Genomic DNA, 25,971 nt, shown 5'->3' with positions numbered 1-25,971 from the left:
CGCGTTCATTGAGAACGCGGGCTTTTTTGGGTACTGCTTTCTTAAAGCCTAGCGACGGATCAGAGACCGTCAGAAGAACGCCTGAATGCCCGTCTGCGCGCGTCCGAGAATGAGCGCGTGAATATCGTGCGTGCCTTCGTACGTGTTCACGACTTCGAGATTCACCAGGTGCCGCGCGACACCGAATTCATCCGAGATGCCGTTGCCGCCCAGCATGTCGCGCGCCATACGCGCGATGTCGAGAGACTTGCCGCATGAATTGCGCTTCATGATCGACGTGATCTCGACGGCTGCCGTGCCTTCGTCTTTCATCCGGCCAAGACGCAGCACGCCTTGAAGGCCGAGAGTGATTTCGGTTTGCATGTCCGCGAGCTTCTTCTGGATCAACTGATTGGCGGCGAGCGGCCGGCCGAACTGCTTGCGATCGAGCGTGTACTGGCGGGCCGTATGCCAGCACGCTTCGGCCGCGCCGAGCGCGCCCCACGCGATGCCATAACGCGCTGAATTCAGACAGGTGAACGGTCCACGCAGACCCTTCACGCCCGGCATCAGATTTTCTTCAGGCACGAACACATCGTCGAGCACGATCTCGCCGGTGATCGACGCGCGCAAGCCAACTTTGCCATGGATCGCGGGCGCGCTCAAACCCTTCCAGCCTTTCTCAAGGATGAAGCCGCGAATCTCATCTTTGCCATCCGTTTGCAACTGCGCCCAGACGACGAATACGTCCGCGATCGGCGAATTCGTGATCCACATCTTCGAACCGGACAGCGAGTAGCCGCCGTCGACTTTCTTTGCGCGTGTGACCATGCTGCCCGGATCGGAACCGTGGTTCGGCTCGGTCAGGCCGAAGCAGCCGATCCATTCGCCCGTCGCGAGCTTCGGCAGATATTTGTCCTTCTGCGCGTCGGAGCCAAATTCGAAGATCGGCACCATCACCAGCGACGACTGCACCGACATCATCGACCGGTAGCCCGAATCGACACGTTCCACCTCGCGCGCGATCAACCCGTAGCTCACATAGTTGAGGCCCGGGCCTCCGTACTGCTCGGGAATGGTCGGGCCGAGCAGACCCAGTTCGCCCATTTCGCGGAAGATTGCGACGTCCGTTTTTTCGTGGCGAAACGCTTCGAGCACGCGCGGCGCGAGCTTGTCCTGCGCATACGCCTGCGCGGCGTCGCGCACCATGCGTTCTTCTTCCGTGAGCTGCTGGTCGAGGAGCAGCGGGTCTTCCCAGTGAAACTGCGCGGCGGCTGCCATGACGTATCTCCTTTTCGACGGGAGCTGGCGATTTAATGCTTCCCACCATCCCATGCTTGACTTGAGTTCCGCTGTGCGAAACAATGTTTTGCAAACGACGATTGAGTTTAGCATCCGATGTCGAAACCTGCATCCACGTCATCACTATCGGCGCGCGTTTCCGATTCCGTCGACGAACGCAAGTTCGTGGTCGCGCTGGCGCGCGGGCTCGACCTGCTGCGAGCGTTCCGGCCCGGCGAGACGCTGCTCGGCAACCGCGACTTCGTCGAGCGCACGGGCTTGCCGAAGGCGACCGTCAACCGGCTCGCGTACACGCTGACGACGCTCGGCTACCTTCGCTTCGACGAGGCGCTCGGCAAATACGCGCTCGACGCGGGCGTGCTGTCGCTCGGCTTCGCGCTGCTGTCGGGCACCGACACGCTCGAACTCGCCCGCCCGCATATGCGCGACTTCGCGCGCGAGGTCGGCGCGGCGGTGTCGCTCGGCTGCCGTGACGGTCTGGACATGATCTATCTGGAGACGATCCGCAGCGAAACCGCGCTGACGCTCGGTCTCGCATCAGGTTCGAAACTGTCGATGCTGACGAGTTCGATGGGCCGCGCATATCTCGCCGTGCAGTCCGCCGACGCGCGTGCCGCGCTGATCGCCGAATTGCAGCGCGCAGCCGGCGACGAAGGAGCGGAACAGGTCGCGCAGGCGCAGAAGGAAATCGATGCGTTCGCGGACGAGGGCTGCTGCTATTCGTTTCGCGACTGGCACGATGACGTGAACGCCGTCGCGGTGCCGTTCAGGGACCCGCGCGACGGCCGGCTGCTGGTGCTCAGCTGCAGCGGACCGGCGTCGTCGATGGGGGAGAGCGTGTTTCGGGAAAAGGTCGCGCCGCGTCTGAAGGCGCTTGCACGGCGACTGGGCGACAGCGCGTGAATACAGCGCACGGCGTGCGAAACCGGCAACTGCGAAACCGGCAACTGCGAAACCGACAACCTCAGGCCGCCCGATTCTCATGCACGACGAATAGCGGTCCCTGCACGAACCGCACGTCGTACTGCTGCAAGAGATCGAACTGCGCTTCCGTCGTCACGCGATTGAAGATCAGCGGGATTCTCAGCCGGTTCGCATAGCCGACCAGCGGTTTCACCATCGAATCGCGCAATGCCGAAGGCGCATCCATCTTGATGAAGTCCAGTCTCGCCATGTCCGACACGGACAGGATCTGCCCTGCGTTCGGCAGATTGCCGGCGACCTTGAATCCATAGTGCTGATAGCTCTTGGTCAGATAGCCAAGAAATGTCCGATGCGCAACCGCCGCCGGCGGCAACTCGATCACGATGCGCGACGGATTCAACCCAAACGACATCAGCACGGTCGAGAAATGTCGGCCGTGATCGTAGCGCACGCTTTTCAACAGCCGCTCGTGCACGCGCAGAAACAGCAGACCATGCCGCTGCGGCCCGAAGAAGTTGATCGCGTGCATCGCGCGCGACATCCGGTCCAGCGCGACAAGTTGCTGATCGTCGGCGATGTGCTCGAACGGATCGAACGTGTCGGACTCCGTGCCGTCCAGCTGTTGCGTGATCGCCTGAAAGCCCAGTTCGTCGCCGAAACGGTCCGCGCTTTCGGGCGCCGACGACAGCGACTGCGCGAGCGCATGCACGGTGATGTCGAAGATCGGCTCATAGCTGCTGCCGATTTCCACGTTGTCGAACCTCGCGACCGCTTCGTCGGCGCGAATCCCTGTGCCCATTCTCAGATGCTCGCCGAGAAACGGGTGAGTGGAGGCGCGGTCGACGAGTTGGGGAATGGTCAGCGGGATCATGAATGCGTTTGGGGGAGCAAAACTGGGATGCGGTTGACGCCGCATGATTCGATGGTAGCAGCGGCCGCCGCTCTTTCATGCACCAAATACTGATATGGATTTCGCCATCCGTGTGGTGATCGTAGCCCAACTGAGGGTTTACGTTAATTTCACTAATCATAATCTGTTTTACCATTCGTAAAATGTAGGTCGCGCCGCAAGCGAGCGCGCGGCCGGGTATCAACGGAGATCACTGCATGGAATCGACTACACGACGCGAAATCCAGCCGGGCTACCAGTCGGGCTTCGGTAACGAATTCGCCACCGAAGCCTTGCCCGGCGCGCTGCCGCAAGGCCGCAATTCGCCGCAGCGCGCGCCGTACGGCTTGTACGCGGAGCAGCTGTCGGGCACGGCATTCACGGCGCCGCGCGGCCACAACCGCCGTTCGTGGCTGTACCGGATCCGGCCGGCGGCCGTGCATCAGCCGTTCACGGCGCTGCCGTCGCACCGGCTGGTCGCGAATTTCGCCGACGTCCCGCCGACGCCGCCGAATCAGCTGCGCTGGGACCCGCTGCCGATGCCGACGGAGCCGACCGATTTCATCGACGGCTGGGTGACGATGGCGGGCAACGGCTCGGCGGAAGCGATGAGCGGCTGCGCGATTCACGTGTACGCGGCGAACCAGTCGATGCAGGACCGCTTCTTCTACAACGCGGACGGCGAGTTGCTGATCGTGCCGCAGGCCGGGCGTCTGTCGATCTTCACGGAACTGGGCAAGCTCGACGTCGAGCCGTTCGAGATCGGGGTGATTCCGCGCGGCGTGCGCTTTTCGGTGGCGTTGCCGGACGGCCGGGCGAGCGGCTATATCTGCGAGAACTTCGGCGCGCAGCTGCGTCTGCCGGATCTCGGGCCGATCGGCTCGAATGGTCTCGCGAATCCGCGCGACTTCCTCACGCCGCACGCGGCCTACGAAGACCGCGAGGGCGACTTCGAGCTGGTCGCGAAGATGAACGGCCATCTGTGGCGCGCGGACATCGGCCATTCGCCGCTCGACGTCGTCGCGTGGCACGGCAACTACGCGCCGTACAAATACGATCTGCGCCACTTCAACACGATCGGCTCGATCAGCTACGACCATCCGGACCCGTCGATCTTTCTCGTGCTTCAGTCGCAGAGCGACACGCCGGGCGTCGATACCATCGACTTCGTGATCTTCCCGCCGCGCTGGCTCGCCGCCGAAGATACGTTCCGTCCGCCGTGGTTCCACCGCAATGTCGCGAGCGAGTTCATGGGCCTCGTGCACGGCGCGTACGACGCGAAGGCGGAAGGCTTCATGCCGGGCGGCGCGAGCCTGCACAACTGCATGTCGGGCCACGGGCCGGATGCCGAAACGTTCGAGAAGGCGTCGAATATCGACACCTCGAAGCCGAACAAGGTCGACAACACGATGGCCTTCATGTTCGAAACGCGCACGCTGATCAAGCCGACGCGTTTCGCACTCGAAACCGCGCAGCTTCAGGCGCATTACTTCGAGTGCTGGCAAGGTCTCAAGAAACACTTCAACCCGGAGCAACGATGAACGCATTGAGCGATCTTCAGGCGACGCTCGACGCGTCGCGCAAGAGTTGGGTCGAATCGGCAAACGAGCCGGCCTGCGACTTCCCGATTCAGAACCTGCCGTTCGGCATCTTTAGCGACAGGCTGAATTCGACACGCCGCGCGGGCGTGGCGATCGGCGATTGCATCGTCGATCTGGCCGCGCTCGAAAGCGCGGGCCTGCTGACGGTGCCTTCGTCGAGTGCCGGCGACAGTGTGTTCGTGCGCGATGCGTTGAACGACTTCATCGCGCTCGGCCGCGATGCGTGGCGCAGCGTGCGCATCCAGCTGAGCAAGCTGCTCTCGCGCGATAACGCGACGTTGCGCGACGACGCCGAGTTGAAGCGCCGCGCGCTGATCCGCCAGGCCGACGCGACGCTGCATCTGCCCGTGCAGATTCCGGGCTATACGGATTTCTATTCGTCGAAGGAACACGCGACGAACGTCGGCTCGATGTTCCGCGATCCGAAGAACGCGCTGCTGCCGAACTGGTCGGAGATTCCGATCGGGTACAACGGGCGCGCGTCGTCGGTGGTGGTGAGCGGCACGCCCGTGCGTCGTCCGAATGGACAACTGAAGCTGCCCGATCAGGAGCGGCCGGTCTTCGGCGCGTGCCGCAAGCTCGATATCGAACTGGAGACGGGCTTCATCGTCGGACGCGGCAACGCACTGGGCGAGCCGATTCCATGCGCGGAAGCGGAACAGCACATCTTCGGCATGGTGCTGCTCAACGACTGGAGCGCGCGCGACATCCAGCAGTGGGAATACGTGCCGCTCGGACCGTTCAACGCGAAGACGTTCGCCACCACGATCTCTCCGTGGATCGTCACGCTCGACGCGCTCGAACCGTTCCGCGTCGCGCAGCCCGCGCAGGACCCGCAGCCGCTCGACTATCTGCGCCACAGCGGCGAGCACGCGTTCGACATTGCGCTCGAAGTGCTGCTGAAGCCGCAGGGTGCGAAAGAAGCGACGACGATCGCGCGCACGAACTTCCGTCACATGTACTGGACGATGGCGCAGCAGCTCGCGCATCACACCGTGTCGGGCTGCAATACGCGCGTCGGCGATCTGATGGGATCGGGCACGATCAGCGGCCCGACCGACGATTCATTCGGCAGCCTGCTCGAACTCACGTGGAACGGCAAGAAGCCGCTGCAACTGAAAGAAGGCGGCACGCGCGCGTTCATCGAGGACGGCGACGAGCTGACACTCGCGGGATGGTGCCAGGGCGACGGATATCGCGTGGGCTTCGGTACGTGTGTCGGCGAGATTTTGCCGGCGCGTCAGTGACGTCTGTCACACGGCTCACGTTGGCGTATCGCTCGCGGATCTGAGCCCTGTCCAAAGAAGCCGCGCGCTGCATGAAATGCGCGCGGCTTCATCGTCATTGCGACGCCGCGCTTACCACGCCGCGCCGCTTCTCCCACACGGCCGCCGCGAGAAATGCCAACGCGCTCGCGAGCACCACGCCGATCAGCGCGTCGTTGCCGATGCTCTTCATCAACGCGCCCGCGATCAGCGGTCCGCCGAAACTCGCGATACTCCACGAAGCGCCGACGAGCGAACTCGCCGACACCAGCGCCACGCCGCGAAAGCGTTCGCCGCACGCGACGAGCGACAGCGTATAGATCGCGCCCGCCGCCGCGCCGATCACATAGAGCAGCGGCCAGCACAGCCACGGCGACTGCACGATCCATGGCAAGAGCGGCAACAGCACGACGACGAGCACCGCGCAGCCGATATGCACGCGCTCGCGTCCGAGATGATCGGCGAGCCAGCCGATCGGAAACTGCATCGTCGTGTCGCCGAGCAGCAGCGCCGACGCGAACAGCACGGCCACGTCGGTCGCGACGCCATGCGCCATCGCGAAGAGCGGCATCAGCGACAGCGCTATCGTGTCGAACAGCGCGAAGAAGCCCGTGCCGATCACGAGCGCGGGCATCTGCGGCAGCACGCGGCGCCAGCTGCCGTGTGGCTCGTGTTCGTCGGCGGCATGGGGCGTCGAGCGGATCATCGACAGCACGGGCAGCGCGATTAGAAAGATCAGCCCGCAGATCACAAAGCGCCAATGGTCGAACCGCGCGATCTGGCTCACGAGCACAGGGCCCGCCATCTGGAACAGCGTGAAGTTCGTCGCATAGATCGCGACGACGCGCCCGCGCGACGCATCGTTCGCGAGCTGGTTTACCCATGCCTCGCCGATCGTGAAGAGCAGCATCAGCGACGCGCCGCACAGCACGCGCAGCAGGCCCCAGACGAACAGATTCGGCGTGGCCTGCATCAGTGCCGTCGCGACGGCGACGATCAGCACCGAGCCGATGATCGCTTCGCGGCCGCCGCAGCGCGCGGCGATCCGGCCGGCGATGGGCACGACCAGCAGACCGCCGCCCGCCTGCGCGGCCGTCAGCAGGCCGACGATGTCGGTGCCATAGCCGGCCTGCGTCAGCGCGAGGGCGGTGAGGGGAAGCGTCGCGCCGCTGCCGAGGCCGACTACGGCCACGCTCAGGATCAGCGCGAGGAAATCGCGGGAGAGGACGACTTTCATCGGGCGAGATGCTACTACGCCGTCATGTCATGCACACCGTCGGATGGCCGGGTGAAGGCGTTCGATATACGTCGGCGCTCAGCCCGCCACGGGCAGTCGCCGGTCGAGCGACACCGACCACCACGTCAGCGCAACAGCCGCGGCCGCCGTCGCGACGCCGACCCATGGCAGCGACGTCAACGGCGCGCCCGCGCCGATCGCCATGCCGCCGAGCCACGCGCCCGTCGCATTGCCGAGGTTGAAGGCGCCCTGATTGAGCGTCGACGCGAGATTCGGCGCGCTGCTCGCGCGGTCGACGATCAGCATTTGCAGCGGCGGCACGATCGCGAAGGCGAGCACGCCCCATAGGAAGATCGTGATCATCGCCGGGATTTCGCCGTGCATCGCGATCGCGAAGAACGACAGGATCGCGACGATTGCGAGCAGGAACGACATCAGCGAATGCACGGGGCGCCAGTCCGCGAGCTTGCCGCCGAGCGTGCTGCCGACCGTCAGCCCGAGGCCGAACAGCAGGAGCACCATCGTCACGGCATGCGGCGTGAAGCCCGTCACGTCTTCGAGGATCGGCGTGATGTAGGTGAAGGTCGAGAACAGGCTCGCCGATGCGAGCACGCTCGTGCCCAGCACCATCAGCACCTGCGGATTCTTCAGCACCGTGAACTCATGAACGAGGCTTGCCTTCTGCATCTCGATCTTCGACGGCAGGCACAATGCTAGCGCGACGGCCGCGATCACGCCGATGCCCGTCACTGCCCAGAACGTCGCGCGCCAGCCGACGGCCTGGCCGAGCGCCGTGCCGAGCGGCACGCCCAGCACATTCGCGAGCGTGAGGCCCGTGAACATCAGCGCGATCGCCTGCGCGCGGCGGTTCGGCGCGACGAGCCCAGCTGCGACGACCGAGCCGATGCCGAAGAACGCGCCATGACAGAACGCCGTCACGATGCGCGCGGCCATCAGCACCGCATAGCCCGGCGCGATCGCGCACAGCAGATTGCCGACGATGAAGATGCCGATCAGGCTCATCAGCGCTTTCTTGCGCGGCATGTTGGCCACCGCGATGGCAACGATCGGCGCGCCGATCGTCACGCCCAGCGCATACGCGGACACCAGCATGCCCGCAGCCGGAATCGACACGCTCAGATCGCGCGCGACATCGGGCAGCAGCCCCATGATGACGAACTCGGTGGTACCGATACCAAACGCGGCAACGGCAAGGGCAAGCAGGGGCAAGGGCATGTTGGGGCTTTCACGGGAGGGTCGCGCCGGCGGGCTGGGACGCCGTTCGCGTTGCCGTCGCGCGCTTTCGGGACGAGTGCGCAGGCGTCAGCAAGGGTAAATCTGTAGGGGATTGTACCTAAGCCAATACGGCTGTGCTGACGGCCTGACGCACTGTTGTATTTCGTCGATTGCGATGTGACTGCGCCGAGAAAACCTCTTGTTTCAAGGGACTTTTTTGTCGGGCGCGGTCGCGGGCGAATCGCGGGGCACATCGCCGGCCACATCGTGGATCGCGCTTCCGTGCCGACCCGCTCCCGCAGCGAACGCCGCCGCGCCCGCGATGCCCTCGGCGAATACAGCGTGATAGCCGCCCGCGCCTTCGCGGCGCAGTGCTTCAGCGAGATTGTCGAGCGACGCGTTTTCGTAGACGGACCTGCGATCGGCGAGCAACGCTGCCTGCGGGAACGCGGCGAGCTCGGCGGCCAGTTGCTCGGCGGCGGCGCGCGCTGCGCCCTTCGGCACGACGCGATTCGCAAGACCGAACGCAAACGCTTCGTCGGCGCCGATCGCGCGGCCTGTCAGGATCAGATCGAGCGCGCGCGACTGGCCGATCAGACGCGGCAGACGGATCGTCCCGCCATCGACCAGCGGAATGCCGACGCGTCGGCAGAACACACCCAGCACCGCATCCTCCTCGACGACGCGCAGATCGCACATCGCCGCCAGTTCCAGACCGCCCGCCACCGCATGACCCGCGATCGCCGCGATGACGGGCTTCGTGAACATCATGCGCGTCGGTCCCATCGGACCGGGGCCGCTGCCGTCGGCGTGCAATTCGTTGCGCCGTGCATCGTCTTGTAGAGCAGTGAGATCCGCTCCCGCGCAAAACGTGCCGCCTGCGCCCGTCAACACGGCGACGCGCCACGCATCGTTTGCTTCGAAGTGGCGCAACGCTGCGCAAAGCGCATCGGCCGTCGGACGGTCGACGGCATTGCGGCGGGCAGGGCGGTCGATGACGATCGTTGCGACGGCGTCAAGCGGGTCTGCCGATTGCTGGTTCTGTGTACTTGCGGTTTTTTGTGCAGTTTCAATTCGCACGTGCTCGCCGAACTGTTTGATAGCCATCATTCTCTCCCGCTGCAGTGTTCGTTGAGGACCTGGACTGGAATGGAAAAGCGCGCAAATGCGCGGCGACACCCTAAAGAACCGCGCAAAACATCCGCTAAACCGGAAGCTCGAGCCTGCGCGACGAAGCGTGGCGAAGCGGCGGCGATACAGCGCGAATCGCTTGCAAGCCAGTCACGTGCTTTTAACAATCGACTCGTAGCTTAGGCGCTTTTTGAACTGCCAGGGCGCGCGCACGCACCGGCGCATGGAGTACGCCCTATGTCCTCATTGATGGAATTACCGACGACGTCTTCGGCTGCATCATCGCCATCCGGCAGCGAGCCGGTATGGATCGTTCCGTTGCTCGATCATCCGCCATACAACCATGTGCGGATGAAGCGCGTCTTCACGGCGGACGGCACGCGCCATCAGGTCGTGCTCGTCGATGCGCGCAAGTTGATCGCGTGCGCCGATCGCGACGACACCGACTACGTGCTGCGTCCCGTGAACGAATGGCACCAGGGCAAGGTGCGCGGCATCCGCGAGTTTCTCGATCCGTCCAACGCGCGCATTCCGCAGATGCCCTATGTGACGATCACGACGCGCCACGCGCCGGGGCTGCTCGGCTGGCTCAGGCTGGAACACGAAGGCGTGGTCGCGTTTCGCAACGGACAGCATCGCGCTCGCTACATGCTGTCGGCGGGCGCCGTGTGGTTTCCCGTTGAAGTGCACGAGCGCGAGGCGGCGCTGCTGCGCCAATACTGCGGCGCACCCGACGACGCGCGCACAGCGCTGCGTCCCGGCTCTGCCGGCGCGGACGTGCTGCCGCGAACCTGAACGATGCAGGTTCGGTACGTGCGATCGAATCCGCATAAGTGAAAAGGCCAGCGCGACGATGCAAGTTCGCATCGTCGCGCTGGCCTTCATTGCTTGATCGCCGCTTCGGCGTATCCGGCCGCGTGCCGATCATCCTTTTGCCGGCACCTCGACGACATTGCGCGGCGTCCCCTCGCGCCACGCCTTCACATTGCCGAGCGTCGTCTGCGCGATTTCGGTCATCGCCTCGCGGGTGAAAAAGGCCTGGTGCGCGGTCACGATCACATTGGGAAACATCAGCAGACGCGCGAGCACATCGTCTTGCAGCGGCAGGTTCGAATGATCCTCGAAGAAGATGCCGCCTTCTTCCTCGTACACGTCGAGCCCGAGATGTCCCAGTTGGCCGCTCTTCAGCGCGCCGACCAGCGCATTGCTTTCGACCAGCCCGCCGCGCCCCGTGTTGATCAGCATGGCGCCGCGCTTCATCTTCGCGAGCGCGCGGCTGTCGATCAGGTGATGCGTCGAGGGCAGCAGCGGGCAGTGCAGGCTCACGACGTCCGCCTCCGCGAGCAGCGTATCGAGCGGCACGTAGCGCCCGCCGAGCGCGAGAACTTCGGGCGACTCGGGACCGGGATCGTGCGCGAGCACCCGCATGCCGAAGCCCGCCATGACACGCGCAAAGCACCCACCGATGATGCCCGTGCCGATCACGCCGACCGTCTTGCCGTGAAGGTCGAAGCCGAGCAGCCCGTTCAGCGAGAAATCCCCCTCGCGCGTGCGTGCGAAGGCGCGCGGCAGCTTCCGGTTCAGCGCGAGCACCAGTCCCGCCGCATGCTCGGTGACCGCGTGCGGCGAATACGCGGGCACTCTGACGACGGGCATGCCCAGGCGCTGGGCCGCCGCCAGATCGATGTGATTGAAGCCCGCCGAGCGTAGCGCGATGAGCCGCGTGCCGCCCGCATGCAGGCGCTCGAGCGTCGCCGCATCGACGGTGTCGTTGACGAACGGACACGCGACGTCGTAACCGTCGGCGAGAACGGCTGTGTCCGCATCGAGATGCGACTCCTGAAAATGCAACTCGTAGTTGAACGCGGTGTTCGCCTCGGTGAACGTGTCGATGTCGTACTGCCGGCTGCTGAACAGGATCATGCGCATGGGTTCCGGTCTCCTGCGGGCACCGCCGGCGTGCTGGCGACGCCGCTCGGCCTATGACGCGTGCCGCACGACGTGCAGCTCGTGCGCCACCATCGCATGCGCGTTCGCGGGAACCTCCGACTCCGCGCATCCCGCATGCTGGACCGTGTAATCGACGAACGTACGCGTCTTCGTCGGCAAGTGACGGCGGCGCGGATAGACGAGCGACACCTTCGCCTGCGATTCGTCGACCGAATGGTCCGGCATGATGCGCTTCAATGCACCCGTCGCGAAGTCGTCGGCGACGAGCGATTCGGGCAGTACCGCGACGCCCATGCCTGCGATCGCCGCGAGCCGCACAAGCAGGCGGCTGTTCACCGTGTACGCCGGTTCGAACGCGACGGGTCGCGGGTCGCCATCCCCATCGACGAAATGCCATGCTATTGGACCGCGCTGTTCGGCCGGCGTCGCGATGCACGAGTGCAGCGCCAGTTGCTCGGGATGGCGCGGCTCGTCGCGAAGCGCGAGGTAAGAGGGCGCGGCGCACGGCACGAGTCGCTGCGTCGCGAACGACAGCTCGACGCTGTCGACCTCCGCGTTATGCCCCGACGATGATCCATGCTCCGCGATGAAGAGGCCGACGTCGTAGCCGTCTTCGAGCAGATGCGGTGCGCGCTCGGTGAGCGTGAGGCGGATGCGCACTTTCGGATAACGCCGCCGGTAGCCGTCGAGCAATTGCGTGAGCGCCTGGGGCGACAGTGCGGCCGTGGCGACGACGCGCAGCGTGCCAGCGGGCTCGCGCTCGGTGCCCGTCACCGAGCCTTCCAGAAGATCGAGTTCTTCGAGCAGGCCGCGGCAGCCCTCCAGATAGTGCGTGCCTGCCTCTGTCAGCGAAAGATTGCGTGTCGTGCGATTGATGAGGCGCGCATGCAGATGCGCCTCCAGCGTTGCGATCGAACGTGTGACCAGCGCGTTCGACACCTTCAGTTGCTGGGCCGCGCGTCTGAAGCTCTGTGTCTCCGCAACCCGGACGAAGACCCGCATGGCGTAGATCTGATTCATGGTAGCGCCCTCGCAAAGCGCGGTTTAGCCGCGCGTCGTTGACCCGGCGTGGCGTGCGGCAGCGTGCTGTCCGCATCGGCCTCGCTGGCGGTGTACCGGCCGGTTACAAACGAATGCCGGTTCTGGAATTTTTACCAGGTCGTCCAGGAAAATAGTATTGACAGTGGCTGGCGATTTCAATATTTATCGAATGGACGATGTTATTTCGCAATTGTAAAAACCAGCTCGCTTTGATTTGGCGGAATTTGTCAAGGCGGTTTCGCAAGCATCTAATGCGGACATAAAAAATCCATCAGGCTGAAAGATGCGGTTGCGGATCGTTAGACATCTTTGCGCGGGAACGATGTCTGTCAACGGAAGCGGGGACGCGCTGATTTGATATCGATCAAATACGCGAAAAACCGGCTGGGACGAATATGTCACGGCATTGCATACCTCCCGTTTCGAATGACGCGGGTTAATCCCTATCGTTATTCGTATGCACATTCAATTAATGCCGCTGAATCGCTGGATTAATTAATGCACGCATAATTTTTAAAAAGATTCGTACGAAAACCGTAATGACGGAATTCGCAGCAGCTAGCGCGCGTCGAACGCGAGGAGATCGAAATCGCATTCGACGACAAGGACGCGTTTGAGAGAAGACAGGTCGAGTGAGCACATCGGGTGACTACGGCTCGCCCGGAACCGTCATCGAATCTCTCCGAACGCTTGCGCAAGCGCGCATATCGGTGAATGATCGACAGATGGCCCGCCGCGCGCAGGGATTGCTGCGCGCGGCGGGCCATCTTTCCTGCAACGTTCATCTTTCGTGCGTCTCTGTCATGACCCAAACAACGTCCAACGTCGTTCCCTGTCCCGAAGTCGAATCGCTCGATGCGATTCTTCCCGAAGAACCGCTGCTGATGATGGGCGCCGGCCCGGTGCCGATTCCCGCCGCCGTCGCGAAGGCGAATGCGATCGTCATCAATCATCTGGGCGGCACGATGGCCAAGGTGGTCGGACAGGTGAAGACGATGGCGCGCTACGTGTTCCAGACGAACTCGAAGTGGGTGCTGGGTGTCGCCGGTCCGGGCTCGGCGGCGATGGAAATGGCGATCTCTAATCTCGCGTGGCCCGGCACGCGCGTGCTCAGCATCAAGAACGGTTTCTTCAGCGCGCGGATGGCCGAAATGGGGCGGCGCGTCGGCGCGGATGTGTCGCTGCTCGAAGTCGCTGACCGCGCGGTCGCGACGCTCGAACAGGTCGAGGAGGCGATTCGCCGCGTGCGTCCCGAGATCGTGACGATCGTGCAGGGCGAGACCTCGAACACCGTCTGGAACCATCACCTGAACGACATTGCCGCGCTCGCGAAGAAGGCGGGCGCGCTGGTCGTCGTCGATGCCGTGTGCACGCTGTCGACGATGCCGCTCGAAATGGACGCGTGGGGCATCGACGCCGTCATCACAGGCGGGCAGAAAGGGCTGTCGTCGATTCCGGGCGTGTCGCTGATCGCGTTTTCGGATGCGGCGTGGGAACGCGTGAAAGGACGCTCGCATGCAAGCGCGCACTGGTGTCTCGACGCGTCGCTGGCCGAGAACTTCTGGCACAACGCGGGCTATCACTACACAGCGCCCGTGTCGGGCGTGCTCGCGCTGCATGAGGCGCTGCGGCTCGTGTGCGCGGAGACGCTCGAGAAGCGTTTCGCGCGGCATCTGAAGTGCTCGCTCGCGCTACAGGCGGGGATCAGCGCAATGGGGCTGCAACTCTACGCGCCCGCCGAGTGCCGGCTGAACTCCGTGGTCGGCATCGAGGTGCCGGCGAAGGACCGGCCCGATCTCACGCCCGGCGACATCTGCGGGCATATCTCGCGTCATCATCAGGTCGAGATCTCCGGGTCGTTCGGCTTGCCGATCGTGCGGATCGGCCAGATGGGCGAGCAGGCGCGCGAACACAACCTGTTCCGCACGCTGCACGCGTTCGGGCGGACGATGATCGATCTCGGCGTGAATGTCGATCTGCCCGCAGGCGTCGCGGCGCTGGAGCGGTCGCTCGCGAGCAGCGCGAAGGGCGAAGCGCTGAGCGTCTGATCGGCGAAACCGGGCCGCCAACGAAAAAAGCGACGCACGCGGCGTCGCTTTTTTTTCGATCCGGATTCAGACGGCCGTCACGCCGCTGCCGGCGCGTTCGGCGTGCGCGCATTGCGCAGATAGAGCATCGTCGACAGCGCGACGGCGGCTGCCGCGGCGACGGCCGCGAACAGAAACACCAAGTCATAGCCGAACTCGCCGGCGATATAGCCCGCCAGCGGACCCGTCACGCCCAGCGACAGATCGAGGAACACCGAATACGCGGACAGCGCCGCGCCACGGCTCGCGGGCGGCACGAGTCCCACCGCTTCGACGCCGAGCGCGGGGAACACGAGCGCGAAGCCGAAGCCCGTCAGCGCGGCACCCGCCAGTGCGACATGCGGCACGGGCGCGAGCCACAGCAACAGCAAGCCGACGCATTCGAACGAGAACGACGCGATCGCTACGCGAAAGCCGCCGTACGTCTTGATCGTGTTGGCGAACAAAAGCCGCGCGCCGATGAACAGCGTGCCGAACACCGTCAACGACAGCGCAGCGTTCGGCCAGTGGTTCGCCGCGTAAAAGAGAGTGATGAACGTCGCGATCGAGCCGAAGCCCGCCGAGCCGAGCGCGAGCCCGATGCCATGCGGCAGCACGCGCGTGAACACGCTGCGATACGACATGCGTTCGCCGTGCACGACGGGCACGGGCGCGATCAGGCGCGCGAGATAGTAGCCGAGCGCCGCGAGCGCGATCACGACGACGCCGAGCGCGAAGAACCCGATGGCATGCGCAATCGCGACGCCGAGCGGCGCGCCGATCGCGAGCGCGCCGTAAGTGGCGATGCCGTTCCACGAGATCACGCGCGCATTGTTCGTCGTGCCGACACGCCCGATGCCCCACAGGATCGCGCCCGTGCCGCACAGGCTTTCGCCGAAGCCGAGCACGAGACGGCTCAGCACCAGCAGACCAAGGCTCAGCACCGGCCAGTGGCCGAGCAGCACGGCCGCGAGCAACAGCACGCCGCTTGCGCCGCAGCCGATCAGGCCGATCGTCACCGTTTTCTTGGGCCCGAGCGTGTCGGCGGAACGGCCGGCAAGCGGCCGCGACGCAAGTGTCGCGAAGTACTGGACGCTGATCGCGAGACCCGCGAGCACGGCGCTGTAACCGAGATCGTCATGGACGTAGCCCGGCAGCACCGCGAGCGGAATGCCGATCGTCAGGTAGCAAAGGAACGTGAAGAAAACCACGGGAATGATCTGCAACGTGGTCGCAAATTCGCTGCGCGGCGTAGCGGAGTCGACGGGCATGGGGAAAACGAGACTTGAAATCGGCAGGGAGGCGTGATTTTCCCATGGAACCGATTCCCTTGCAGGCCCTATGCAATATTTTCGACGACCATGAAACGGGGCTGAACGATGCTTCTGACGGGTTCCCGTCAATTTTTCTGGCTTCTCGCGGGCTTTGATCGCGCGCTGCCAGCGCATGGGCTGTCCTATATGAGCGAATAGTAATGAAAACAGCTCGTAACGGACTCAACGACATAAGCGCAACAGCCCGCCGCCGTCTCAATTTATCGCTCCAGTTGTATGTCCCCCATGCGATCGAGCCTATGGGTTGCGATCGTTGATGATGCTACTTTTCGAACCGTCAGCCGCACCGTCCGCACTCCTCATGCGGATGCGAATAACCGAAACGAGCACGAGACATGAGCCAGCCGATCCGCTTCTACCATCGCAACGCGATCCGTGAGATCACCGACGCGCCCGTCACCCGTACCGTTCTCCAATACCTGCGCGAAGACGCGCGCTGCACGGGCACCAAAGAAGGCTGCGCGGAAGGCGATTGCGGTGCGTGCACGGTGGTGATCGGCGAGCGCGACGACGCGGGCGGCGTCAGCTTCAAGACGGTCAACGCGTGCATCCAGTTTCTGCCGACGCTCGACGGCAAAGCTCTCTTCACTGTCGAAGATCTGCGCCAGCCGGACGGCGGCCTGCATCCGGTGCAAGAGGCGATGGTCGAGTGCCACGGCTCGCAATGCGGCTTCTGCACGCCCGGCTTCGTGATGTCGATGTGGTCGATGTACGAGAAGCATGGCCACGAGCATGCGTGCGCGAACCGGACCGTGCCCGATCGCGCCGAGATCGCCAACGCGCTGACGGGCAACCTGTGCCGCTGCACGGGCTATCGTCCGATCGTCGATGCGGCCGAGCGGATGTTCCAGTTGCCCGCGCCGAAAGCGCCCGTCGACGTAAAGGCGCTGGCCGAAAAGCTCGCGACGCTGGAGCGCGGCGAAACCTTCCACTACGAATGCAACGGCCGGACGTTCGACGCGCCGCGCACGATCGATGCGCTCGCGAAGATCAAGGCCGATGCGCCGACGACGCGCATTCTCGCGGGCAGCACCGACATCGGCCTGTGGGTCACGAAGATGATGCGCGACCTGGGCCACATCGTGTATGTCGGCCAGATCGCCGAGATGCAGAAAGTCGAGACGAACGACGAGTGGATCGAAATCGGCGCGGGTGTGACGGTCGAGCGCGCGTATGCCGAACTGGCGAAGCAGTATCCCGAACTCATCGAGATGTGGCAGCGCTTTGCGTCGCTGCCGATTCGCAACGCAGGCACGCTCGGCGGCAACGTGGCGAACGGTTCGCCCATCGGCGATTCGATGCCGGGCCTGATCGCGCTCGGCGCGCGCATCGTGCTGCGCGGCGGCGATGTCGAACGCGAGCTGCCGCTCGAAGACCTCTATCTCGCGTATCAGAAGAAGGACATGGCCGGGCACGAATTCGTCGTGGGCCTGACGGTGCCCGCGCGCAACGAAGCGCGCAAGCACTTCACGTTCCGCACGTACAAGATCTCGAAGCGCTTCGACTCGGATATTTCCGCCGTGTGCGCCGCGTTCTCGTTCATCGCGGACGGCGCGACGATTCGCGAGCCGCGCATCGCGTTCGGCGGCATGGCGGCAACGCCGAAGCGCGCGGCGCATGCCGAAGCCGCTCTCGCCGATGCCGACTGGCACGAAGCCACCGCGCAGGCCGCGATGATCGCGCTCGCGAAGGACTACGAGCCGCTCACCGACATGCGCGCGACGAGCGGCTATCGCCTGGAAGCCGCGAAGAACACGCTGTACCGCTTCTGGCTCGAAACGCGCCCGAACGATCCGCTGCAAAAGAGCGCGCTCGATGTGCGTGCAGTGGAAGCAGCCGGTGCCGACGCCTGAGCGAACCTGACAGGATCACGGAGAACCACCAGAATGAACCAGCAAGCCGAACCGTTCCTGAAGGACGCCACGGAACTCGCCGACTTCACGCAAGTGCACGTGTCGCGCCCGCATGAATCCGCGCATCTGCACGTGAGCGGCCGCGCAACTTACACCGACGACATCCCCGAACTTGCGGGCACGCTGCACGCGGCGCTCGGACTGTCGCCGAAAGCGCACGCGAAGATCGTGTCGATGAAATTCGACAAGGTGCGCGCGACGCCCGGCGTCGTCGCCGTCTTCACCGCCGACGATATTCCCGGCCACAACGACTGCGCGCCGATCGTCAAAGGCGATGATCCGATTCTCGCGGACGGCGTCGTGCAGTACGTCGGTCAGCCGATGTTCATCGTCGTCGCGACGTCGCACGATGCGGCGCGCCTCGGCGCGCGTCGCGCGGAATTCGAATTCGAGGAACTGCCCGCCGTGCTGACGGCGCAGCAGGCGCGCGCCGCGAAGCAGAGCGTGATTCCGCCGATGAAGCTCGCGCGCGGCGACGCCGCGTCGAAGCTCACGCGCGCGACGCATCGCGAAGCGGGCGAAATGCTGCTCGGCGGGCAGGAGCAGTTCTATCTGGAAGGCCAGATTTCATACGCGGTGCCGAAGGACGACGACGGCATGCACGTCTGGTGCTCGACGCAGCACCCGAGCGAAATGCAGCATCTCATCTCGCACGTGCTGGGCGTTCACTCGCACAACGTACTGGTCGAATGCCGCCGGATGGGCGGCGGCTTCGGCGGCAAGGAATCGCAGTCGGGGCTGTTCGCGTGCTGTGCGGCGCTCGCTGCATGGAAGCTGCTGTGTCCCGTCAAGCTGCGTCCCGATCGCGACGACGACATGATGGTCACGGGCAAGCGCCACGATTTCCACTATACGTATGACGTCGGCTATGACGACGATGGCGTGATCGAAGGCGTGTGCGTCGACATGACGTCGCGCTGCGGCTTTTCCGCCGACCTGTCCGGCCCCGTGATGACGCGCGCCGTCTGCCACTTCGACAACGCCTACTACCTGTCGGATGTGGCCATCGACGGCTTCTGCGGCAAGACGAACACGCAGTCGAACACGGCGTTTCGCGGCTTCGGCGGCCCGCAGGGCGCGTTCGCGATCGAGTACATCATCGACAATGTCGCGCGTTCGCTCGGCAAGGACTCGCTCGACGTGCGCCGCCGCAATCTGTACGGCAAGACCGAGCGCAACCAGACGCCGTATGGCCAGATCGTCGAAGACAACGTGATTCACGAGCTGATCGACGAACTCGAAGCGACGAGCGACTATCGCAAGCGCCGCGCCGAAGTGCTCGAATTCAACCGCAACAACGAAGTGCTGAGAAAGGGCCTTGCGCTCACGCCCGTGAAGTTCGGCATCGCGTTCAACGTCACGCACTTCAATCAGGCGGGCGCGCTCGTTCACATCTATACCGATGGCTCAGTGCTCGTGAACCACGGCGGCACGGAAATGGGCCAGGGTCTCAACACGAAGGTCGCGCAGGTCGTCGCGCATGAACTGGGCGTGAGCTTCAATCGCGTGCGCGTGACGGCCACCGATACATCGAAGGTCGCGAACACGTCCGCGACGGCGGCATCGACGGGCTCGGACCTGAACGGCAAGGCCGCACAGGATGCCGCGCGACAGTTGCGCGAGCGTCTCGCCGCGTTCGCCGCCGACAAGTTCGGTGCAGGCGAGGTGACGGCATCGCAGGTGCGATTCGCGGGCGATTGCGTGCTGGTCGGCGATGCCATCGTGCCGTTCGAAGAAGTGATCGCGAAAGCGTATCTCGCGCGCGTGCAGTTGTGGTCCGACGGTTTCTACGCGACGCCGAAGCTTTACTGGGATCAGGCGAAGCTGCAAGGGCGGCCGTTCTTCTACTACTCGTATGGCGCGGCCGTGTCGGAAGTCGTGATTGACACGCTGACGGGCGAAATGCGCGTGCTGCGCGCCGATGCGCTGCACGATGTGGGCGCGTCGCTGAACCCGGCAATCGATGTGGGGCAGGTGGAAGGCGGCTTCATTCAGGGCATGGGCTGGCTCACGACGGAAGAGCTGTGGTGGAACGCGGGCGGCAAGCTGATGACGCATGCGCCATCCACCTACAAGATTCCGACCGTCAACGACACGCCGCCCGACTTCCGCGTGCGTCTCTTCAAGAACCGCAACGCGGAGGACAGCATTCACCGCTCGAAGGCGACGGGCGAGCCGCCGCTGTTGCTGCCGTTCTCCGTGTTCTTCGCGATCCGCGATGCGGTGGCCGCTGTCGGCGATTACAAGGTGAATCCGCCGCTGAACGCGCCCGCGACGGGCGAAGAAATCCTCAAGGCAGTCGGCGCGGTGCGTGCCGCGTGCCTGGACCAGCACTAAACTCGAGTTGTGGAGTGTTCGCCATGATGCGCGTACCGTCTTTCTCCGACATGCCCGTTCAGATTGGCCGGCGCAGCGGCCACGCGACGAAGTTGCCGCCGCCGATGCATATCGTGCTGTTCGGCGCGGGCCATGTCGGTCATGCGCTGATCGCGCTGCTCGGCAGTCTGCCGTGCGTCGTGCGATGGGTCGACGAACGCGACGAACTGTTCCCCGACGAAGTGCCCGCGAACGTGCAGGTCGAAGCGACCGACACGCCTGCTGCCATCGTCGACGAAGCGCCGCCGGGCGCGTACTTCCTCGTGATGACGCACAATCACGCGCTCGATTTTTCGCTGACCGAGCGCATCATGCGGCGACGCGATTTCGCGTACTTCGGGTTGATCGGCTCCAGGACCAAGCGCGTGAAGTTCGAGCGTCGCCTGAACGATCGGGGCGTCGATGCCGAGCGTCTCTTTGAAATGACCTGTCCAATCGGCGTGCCGGGAATCGTCGACAAGGCGCCGCCGTCGATTGCGGTGGCCGTGTGCGCTGAACTGCTGCAAGTGCGTACGCAGCAGGTTTCGCTTGCGGACTTTGGCTGCGCTCAGAACGCGCCCTGCATCGGCGTTTGAAGCGACGTTCGATTCCTCCAGCGGGCGCGGCGGGGAAGCTTGCCGCGCCTGTTTTTTTGCGTTCGCTTCTTTTGTTTGCATCGCTCTGCGCGGGCATCCGCGAATGAACTCGTGGCGCATTACTTCGCCCCCCGCCGCCCCTTCGTCGTCACCAGCATTTCCGACACCTGCGCCATCAGCCCGCGCAGCCACGCGATATCGCTTGGCCGGTCCGGCTGCGGATGCCACATCTGATAGCACTTGATGCGCGGAAACGGGATCGGCACGTCGACGACCGCGAGCGGCAGCATTTCCGCGTAATGCCGCGCGAAGCGGCGCGTCGTCGTGAAGATCAGATCGGATTGCAGCAGCACCTGAGGCACGAGCCCGAAGTAGGGCAGCGTGGCGACGATGCGCCGCGATGCGTTCGCTCGCTTGAAGCCCGTGTCGATCGCGCCGCCGCGCGCGCCGCTATAGTGCGCGGGCGCGAGATGCGGCGCGGCGAGATACGCGTCGCGCGTCAGCGGCGCTTTCGCGAGGGGATGATCGGCGCGCATCATGCACACGACGGTATCGGAGAACAGGTCGCTGCGCTCGAAGCGCGCGTCGGGCTTCGGCCAGTTGCCGATTACGAGATCCAGCTCACCGGCATCGAGCGCGGACGCATGATCGAGCAGCGGCCCGAGCGATTCGATTTCGAGCCGTGCATGCGGCGCCGCCTCGCGGAACTGCGCGATCACCGTCGGCATGAAGAAGTCATTCAGATAGTCGGGCGCGGCAACGCGGAACGTGCGGCGCGAGCGCGCCGGATCGAAGTCGCCATGAGGCGTCGCGACGAAATCGACGTCGCGCAGCACCTTCTGCGCGGAAGCGAGCAGCGACTCGCCGTATTCCGTCGGCACCATGCCCGACTTGCCGCGCACGAGAATCGGATCGTTCAGCGTTTCGCGCAGCTTGCGCAGCGCGGTGCTGATGGCGGGCTGCGTCTGGTTCAGCCGCAACGCGGTCTGCGTGACGCTGCGCTCGACGAGCAGCGTGCGCAGCACGCGCACGAGCCAGATATCGAGTGAAGCGGCGGTGTCGTCGTCCATGAATCGGCGGGGCGGGGAAGGCCCATTGAAGGCATTCGAATGCGGCTATCGAACCGTGCATCGCGCGCGGGCGGTGATCCCGTTGCCAGCATCGCGCCGCGCGCGCGAAGCTATAACCTTAGGCCCGATTGCCACGCGCCCGCCATAGCGCAAGCGGTATGACGGGCATCACGGACCGTGAGCCACGCGCGTTGCGGGTGCCGCGCAATGGCGCCGTGCAGCGGGCGCCATGCAGCGGGAGTCGCGCTACGGGCGCTACGCGAGGGGCGCCACGCGACGGGCGCCACGCCATGCACGACGTGCGTTGCCAGCGCCGCGCGACGGACCTGCCATGCAGCATCCGCCTGGCTACGTCCGGCACGCCCAGCCATCAGATGCCGCCCGCTCAGGCCTTCGCGAGCCCTGACGGCAGCGACGTGATGCGCTTCACTTCCTTCGATTCGAGCCAGTTCGGCGTGCGCGCGCAGTAGAGCGCCATCGGCAGCGCGTCTTCGCCCCAGAACAACTGCTTGTTCAGCCAGAACGTCGGCACGCCGAATACGCCGATGGCGATCGCGTCGGTGCCGTTGCGCGTCAGTTGCGCGCGCGTCGCTCCGCGCGCGATCAGCGCTTCGCCGTCGGGCACGTTCAGGCGTTCGCACAGCGCGGCGAAGCCATCCGCCGTCGACGGATCGCGGCCGTCGCGCCAGATGAAGCGGAAGATCTCGCGCACCGTGTTCACGTCGGCGCCGAGCGCCGTCGCGAGCAGCATCGGCTTGGCCGAGTCGAACGGATGCGCGGGCGGCATCCGGAACGGAATGCCCAGTTGCTCGGCGCGAAAGAGCGCGTAGCGGTACGTGAAGATGCGCTTCGCGGGCACGTCGTAGGCGATCCGCTGTCGCCAGTGGCGATACAGATCGTTCAGCAGAACAGGTGTGAACACGAACGGCAGCCCCGGCCATTTGTCGTGCTGTTCCAGCAGCAGATACGAGAACGGTGAGACAAAGTCGTAAAACCACAGTGGCTGCGTGGCGTCGATGCCATCGGTCATGATGTCTCCCGGTTTCCTGAGTCGGCGGGCTGTCGCGGATGCCGTGCGTGAGCCCGTTGTGGTTGATTCGATCTTACGCAAAGCACGCGCCGTTCGCATCATTTGATGAAACGGCGCTGTTGCGTCCGGCTCTTCAACGGGCCTTCGCAGGAGCGATCACGCGTCGTGGCCCGGCCCTTCGCGGCCCTCGTGAGCTTCGTGACTCGCGGCGCGTGCTTCGGCGCGGCTGATCGCGCCGCTGTCATGGGCGCGTGCATGGTCCGGCGAGCCTGCCGGATGGCCCGAGTGGGCCGGTTGCGCTTCGCCCGTCACGTCCCGCGCGGCGGCCGCCGCGGCCGCTTCCGAATCGCGCGTGAGGCGCGCCCGCACGAAGCCGATATGCTCGCGCAGCACGTAGAACTGATCGGCATAGGCAAGCGGCATCTTCAGGCCGTTGACGGACTCCTCGATCTTGTCGAGCCGTTCGACGAGCCCTTCGCGCTCGGCCGCCGACGTATCGTTGAGCGCCTCGCGCTCGATCGCGATCAGCGCGCCGTACCAGCGATAAATGCGCGACTTGACGCGCCACGCATACAGCGACGGCACGAGCCTCAGCCCCGGAATCAGCACGACGATGATCGGCACGAGCACGACCAGCAGCCGGTCCGCGAGGCTCGCGAGCCAGAACGGCAGGAGGCGGTAAAGGAAGCCCTTGCCCGACTTGTAGTAGCGGGCGGCATCGTCGCTGATCGGGAAGTCGTGCGCGAGCGGCGCGGGGAATTCGCCCGCCTTCTGCATCACGCTCGCCTTGCTGTGCACCTCGCGCGCCGCTTCGATCAGCAGATCGGAGAGCGCCGGATGCAGCGAATCGCGCGCGACCAGTTCTTCCGTCGGCGCGATCATGTGCAGCGTCGTCGACGGCAGGTTCTTGCCGAGGTCGAACGAGCCCATCGGCATTTCGAGCTGCGTCAGGTACGGAAAGCGCCGCGCATACGCACCCGCCTGCGTGAAATCGTAGAACTGCACGCCCGCCGTCCGATACAGCTTGCCCATCACGGGAGGCTGCGCGTTGTCGCCCGTGAGGATGGCCGCGTCGATCTTGCCCGCGATCAGCGCCTGCGCGGCGTCGTCGCCGGAGAGCGGCAGCAGCTTCGTCGGGCCGTCGGGCGTGATGCCGTTGGCCTTCAGCAGTTGCAGCGCCAGCTCGCGCGTGCCGCTGCCTTCGGCGCCGATCGCGATGCGCTTGCCCTTGAACTCCGACAACAGCGTGACCATCGCGCCGCGATAGAAGATCGCGACGGGCACATAGGCGACGCTGCCGAGCGACATCAGCCCGTCCGTCATCTCCTTCGACGGCGCGATGCCGTCCTGCACGAAGCCGACATCGACGTTCGCATGCGGATCGGTCAGACGTTTGAGGTTGTCGGCGGAGCCTTCCGTCTCCAGCACATTGAGCGTGATGCGGTTGCGCGCGAGGATGTCCTTGTACCTCTGCGCGGCCACCCAGAAGGTGCTGCCTTTCGGACCGGCTGCCATCGTCAGCGTATCGGGCGGCGCGGGCTGGATCAGGCGCACGGCGATGTAGATCGCGATCGCGCTGATCAGCAGGATCGGGCCGAACGACACGGCGAGATCGCGCCACGAGATCGCCACGAAGCGGGCGACGAGGTGGGGCGGCTTGCGGCCAGCAGTGCGTTCCGGTGGACGTCCGTCGGAAGGCTTCATGAGAATGCGCAGTGGTCTTGAAGTGGTCGGGTTGATTCAATGATGTCGGGCGGGCTCTCTGGGCGCAACGGCTCGCGCCCGCCTGCTGCAAACGCTGCCCGCCCGTTTCGACGTTCGCGCCGATGGTACATGAGATTGAAGGCGCGCCGGCGCGCGCAACCGGGACGCGGTGCCATAAACGCGTAACAAAGCGTGAGCCGGCATTCATTCGACATCGTCGGCGCGCAGGCGCAACGAAGCCCGAAGTTGCAACGCGAAGCGCGACGAAAGCGCGATATCCTTTGCAAGACTTGCGCGGCTAGATTACATTGGCATCGCTGCCGCGAAACAACGTTTGCATTGCGCGACCCGGCCGGACTCACGAGACCAGGGCGCGCTGCCGGCGCGCGGCGGACGGCCAGCGTAAATGAACCGCTGCGCATCGGTAGCGCCGGCCGTCGCACATCTTCCAATGCCTCTCTCGCAGACCGTGACAACGCTCCAGGCTCGCCATTGCCTCGTTGCGCCTTTGTGCGCCGCGTGCGAGCGGGCCGCCCGCAGTCGTAACCAAGCCGCTAGCCAAACGCGGTCCAAACCAAAGCAAAAAGGAGAAGTCATGAAATCGGTCGATTTTCTGAAGGCACTGGGTGGTGTTGTCGCAATGGTCGTCGCATGCCACACGTATGCCCAGGCAAGCGACTCCACGTCCACCGGCACGACGGCGGCAGCACCCGCCGCCAACTCGAAGGAAGCCAAGAAGGAGAACCGCGCGCTCGGCAAGAAAGTCCGCGCGGCGCTCGCGAAGGCGCAAGGCCTCGACGTGTCGGCGATCAACGTCCGCGCCCGTGGCGGCGCAGTCACGCTGACGGGCACGGCGCCCGACAACGACCAGATCCAGAAGGCTGGCGAAGTGGCGAAGGGCGTGGCAGGCGTGACTTCCGTGTCGAACAAGATCAACGTCCAGCAGCAATAAGCGATGCCGCCGCGCTCGCGCCGGAGGGACCGCGGTCCGGATGGCGCGGGTGGCGGACGGCCGGTAGCGGACGGCCGGTAGCGGACGACGGGTAGCGCGACGGGCGGCACCGTGCATCTCGCGGCGTCTTTACCGGTCAGAATGACAAGCGGGCTTCCGTGCCGAACGGAAGCCCGCTTCGCTTTGTGCGGATTGCGCGGCGCGACGTTGCGCTGCGCATGCGTCCGGCAAGACGGGGACGCGTGGCAACGGCTGCGCGAAGGCCCGCGTTTCTTCCACGAAACGGGACGGCTCGACCGCCGTCTCTGTGTCTAGACGGACAGCGGGTTGCCTCGAAAGCCGCATCCAGCCGATATTCCGGGTCATGCGGGTGTCGCGCGGCGGGTGTAGCTGCCG

At 64.8% G+C, this 25,971-nt stretch carries 20 protein-coding genes; 9 read left to right on the top strand and 11 right to left on the bottom strand.

Going from position 1 to position 25,971, the window contains the following annotated elements:
- Positions 1-69: 69 nt before the first annotated feature.
- Positions 70-1,260 (bottom strand): acyl-CoA dehydrogenase, encoded by a 1,191-nt coding sequence (locus AB4Y32_RS05900; protein WP_368720416.1) that lies wholly within the window; start codon positions 1,258-1,260, stop codon positions 70-72.
- Between the two features lie 117 nt (positions 1,261-1,377).
- Between AB4Y32_RS05900 and AB4Y32_RS05895 the strand changes: the two genes are divergently transcribed.
- The gene (locus AB4Y32_RS05895) at positions 1,378-2,184 is read left to right on the top strand and encodes an IclR family transcriptional regulator (protein WP_368720415.1); all 807 of its coding nucleotides are present in this window, start codon (positions 1,378-1,380) and stop codon (positions 2,182-2,184) included.
- Between the two features lie 61 nt (positions 2,185-2,245).
- Here AB4Y32_RS05895 and AB4Y32_RS05890 read toward each other — a convergent pair whose 3' ends face one another.
- Positions 2,246-3,076, bottom strand: a complete 831-nt coding sequence (locus AB4Y32_RS05890) for a diguanylate phosphodiesterase (RefSeq protein ID WP_368720414.1) — start codon at positions 3,074-3,076, stop codon at positions 2,246-2,248.
- Between the two features lie 236 nt (positions 3,077-3,312).
- Between AB4Y32_RS05890 and hmgA the strand changes: the two genes are divergently transcribed.
- Positions 3,313-4,635 (top strand): homogentisate 1,2-dioxygenase, encoded by a 1,323-nt coding sequence (gene hmgA / locus AB4Y32_RS05885; RefSeq protein WP_368720413.1) that lies wholly within the window; start codon positions 3,313-3,315, stop codon positions 4,633-4,635.
- Positions 4,632-5,942, top strand: coding sequence for a fumarylacetoacetase (gene fahA, locus AB4Y32_RS05880; protein ID WP_368720412.1), 1,311 nt, complete (start codon positions 4,632-4,634; stop codon positions 5,940-5,942). The genes hmgA and fahA overlap by 4 nt, the downstream gene beginning before the upstream one ends.
- A 94-nt stretch (positions 5,943-6,036) precedes the next feature.
- Here fahA and AB4Y32_RS05875 read toward each other — a convergent pair whose 3' ends face one another.
- The 3 genes from AB4Y32_RS05875 to AB4Y32_RS05865 form a co-directional block, all read right to left on the bottom strand.
- On the bottom strand, positions 6,037-7,197 hold the full coding sequence (locus AB4Y32_RS05875) for an MFS transporter (RefSeq protein ID WP_368720411.1): 1,161 nt from the start codon (positions 7,195-7,197) through the stop codon (positions 6,037-6,039).
- Between the two features lie 78 nt (positions 7,198-7,275).
- Complete coding sequence (locus AB4Y32_RS05870; protein ID WP_368720410.1) at positions 7,276-8,433, bottom strand: MFS transporter; 1,158 nt, start codon at positions 8,431-8,433, stop codon at positions 7,276-7,278.
- A 204-nt stretch (positions 8,434-8,637) separates the two neighbouring features.
- Complete coding sequence (locus AB4Y32_RS05865; RefSeq protein WP_368720409.1) at positions 8,638-9,543, bottom strand: crotonase/enoyl-CoA hydratase family protein; 906 nt, start codon at positions 9,541-9,543, stop codon at positions 8,638-8,640.
- A 258-nt stretch (positions 9,544-9,801) separates the two neighbouring features.
- On the opposite strand from AB4Y32_RS05865, the gene AB4Y32_RS05860 reads away from it, so the two are divergent.
- Positions 9,802-10,359 (top strand): plasmid fertility inhibition factor family protein, encoded by a 558-nt coding sequence (locus AB4Y32_RS05860; RefSeq protein WP_368720408.1) that lies wholly within the window; start codon positions 9,802-9,804, stop codon positions 10,357-10,359.
- Between the two features lie 129 nt (positions 10,360-10,488).
- On the opposite strand, the gene AB4Y32_RS05855 is transcribed toward AB4Y32_RS05860, so the two are convergent.
- Both AB4Y32_RS05855 and AB4Y32_RS05850 read right to left on the bottom strand, forming a co-directional pair.
- Positions 10,489-11,493, bottom strand: coding sequence for a 2-hydroxyacid dehydrogenase (locus AB4Y32_RS05855; protein ID WP_368720407.1), 1,005 nt, complete (start codon positions 11,491-11,493; stop codon positions 10,489-10,491).
- Positions 11,494-11,544: 51 nt separating this feature from the next.
- Positions 11,545-12,534 (bottom strand): LysR family transcriptional regulator, encoded by a 990-nt coding sequence (locus AB4Y32_RS05850; RefSeq protein WP_368720406.1) that lies wholly within the window; start codon positions 12,532-12,534, stop codon positions 11,545-11,547.
- An 824-nt stretch (positions 12,535-13,358) separates the two neighbouring features.
- Between AB4Y32_RS05850 and AB4Y32_RS05845 the strand changes: the two genes are divergently transcribed.
- Positions 13,359-14,603 carry an alanine--glyoxylate aminotransferase family protein gene (locus tag AB4Y32_RS05845; protein WP_368720405.1) on the top strand — a complete coding sequence of 415 codons (1,245 nt, stop codon included), beginning with the start codon at positions 13,359-13,361 and terminating at the stop codon, positions 14,601-14,603.
- Positions 14,604-14,680: 77 nt separating this feature from the next.
- Here the strand turns inward: AB4Y32_RS05845 and AB4Y32_RS05840 are convergent, their stop codons facing one another.
- The gene (locus tag AB4Y32_RS05840) at positions 14,681-15,892 is read right to left on the bottom strand and encodes an MFS transporter (RefSeq protein WP_368720404.1); all 1,212 of its coding nucleotides are present in this window, start codon (positions 15,890-15,892) and stop codon (positions 14,681-14,683) included.
- A gap of 398 nt (positions 15,893-16,290) precedes the next feature.
- Between AB4Y32_RS05840 and xdhA the strand changes: the two genes are divergently transcribed.
- Genes xdhA through xdhC form a run of 3 tightly spaced genes read left to right on the top strand, consistent with a single transcriptional unit; the run spans position 16,291 to position 20,819 of the window.
- Positions 16,291-17,808 (top strand): xanthine dehydrogenase small subunit, encoded by a 1,518-nt coding sequence (gene xdhA / locus AB4Y32_RS05835; protein WP_368720403.1) that lies wholly within the window; start codon positions 16,291-16,293, stop codon positions 17,806-17,808.
- Between the two features lie 33 nt (positions 17,809-17,841).
- On the top strand, positions 17,842-20,205 hold the full coding sequence (xdhB, locus tag AB4Y32_RS05830) for a xanthine dehydrogenase molybdopterin binding subunit (RefSeq protein WP_368720402.1): 2,364 nt from the start codon (positions 17,842-17,844) through the stop codon (positions 20,203-20,205).
- A gap of 23 nt (positions 20,206-20,228) precedes the next feature.
- On the top strand, positions 20,229-20,819 hold the full coding sequence (gene xdhC / locus AB4Y32_RS05825) for a xanthine dehydrogenase accessory protein XdhC (RefSeq protein WP_368720401.1): 591 nt from the start codon (positions 20,229-20,231) through the stop codon (positions 20,817-20,819).
- Between the two features lie 119 nt (positions 20,820-20,938).
- Here the strand turns inward: xdhC and AB4Y32_RS05820 are convergent, their stop codons facing one another.
- The 3 genes from AB4Y32_RS05820 to AB4Y32_RS05810 form a co-directional block, all read right to left on the bottom strand.
- Positions 20,939-21,889, bottom strand: a complete 951-nt coding sequence (locus AB4Y32_RS05820; RefSeq protein WP_368720400.1) for a LysR substrate-binding domain-containing protein — start codon at positions 21,887-21,889, stop codon at positions 20,939-20,941.
- A gap of 385 nt (positions 21,890-22,274) precedes the next feature.
- Positions 22,275-22,919 carry a DsbA family protein gene (locus AB4Y32_RS05815; protein WP_368720399.1) on the bottom strand — a complete coding sequence of 215 codons (645 nt, stop codon included), beginning with the start codon at positions 22,917-22,919 and terminating at the stop codon, positions 22,275-22,277.
- 156 nt (positions 22,920-23,075) lie between these two features.
- Positions 23,076-24,623: a TAXI family TRAP transporter solute-binding subunit gene (locus AB4Y32_RS05810; protein WP_368720398.1), complete on the bottom strand. Its 1,548-nt coding sequence runs from the start codon at positions 24,621-24,623 to the stop codon at positions 23,076-23,078.
- A 595-nt stretch (positions 24,624-25,218) separates the two neighbouring features.
- Here AB4Y32_RS05810 and AB4Y32_RS05805 point away from each other — a divergent pair.
- Positions 25,219-25,575 (top strand): BON domain-containing protein, encoded by a 357-nt coding sequence (locus AB4Y32_RS05805; RefSeq protein WP_368720397.1) that lies wholly within the window; start codon positions 25,219-25,221, stop codon positions 25,573-25,575.
- Positions 25,576-25,971 lie beyond the last annotated feature (396 nt).

Origin of the sequence: Paraburkholderia phymatum (assembly GCF_040965635.1) — a bacterium.
In the GTDB taxonomy this organism is placed as follows: Bacteria; Pseudomonadota; Gammaproteobacteria; order Burkholderiales; family Burkholderiaceae; genus Paraburkholderia; species Paraburkholderia phymatum_B.
The sequence above is the reverse complement of the archived record's forward strand: the minus strand, read 5'-3'. Positions and strand labels throughout refer to the sequence as shown.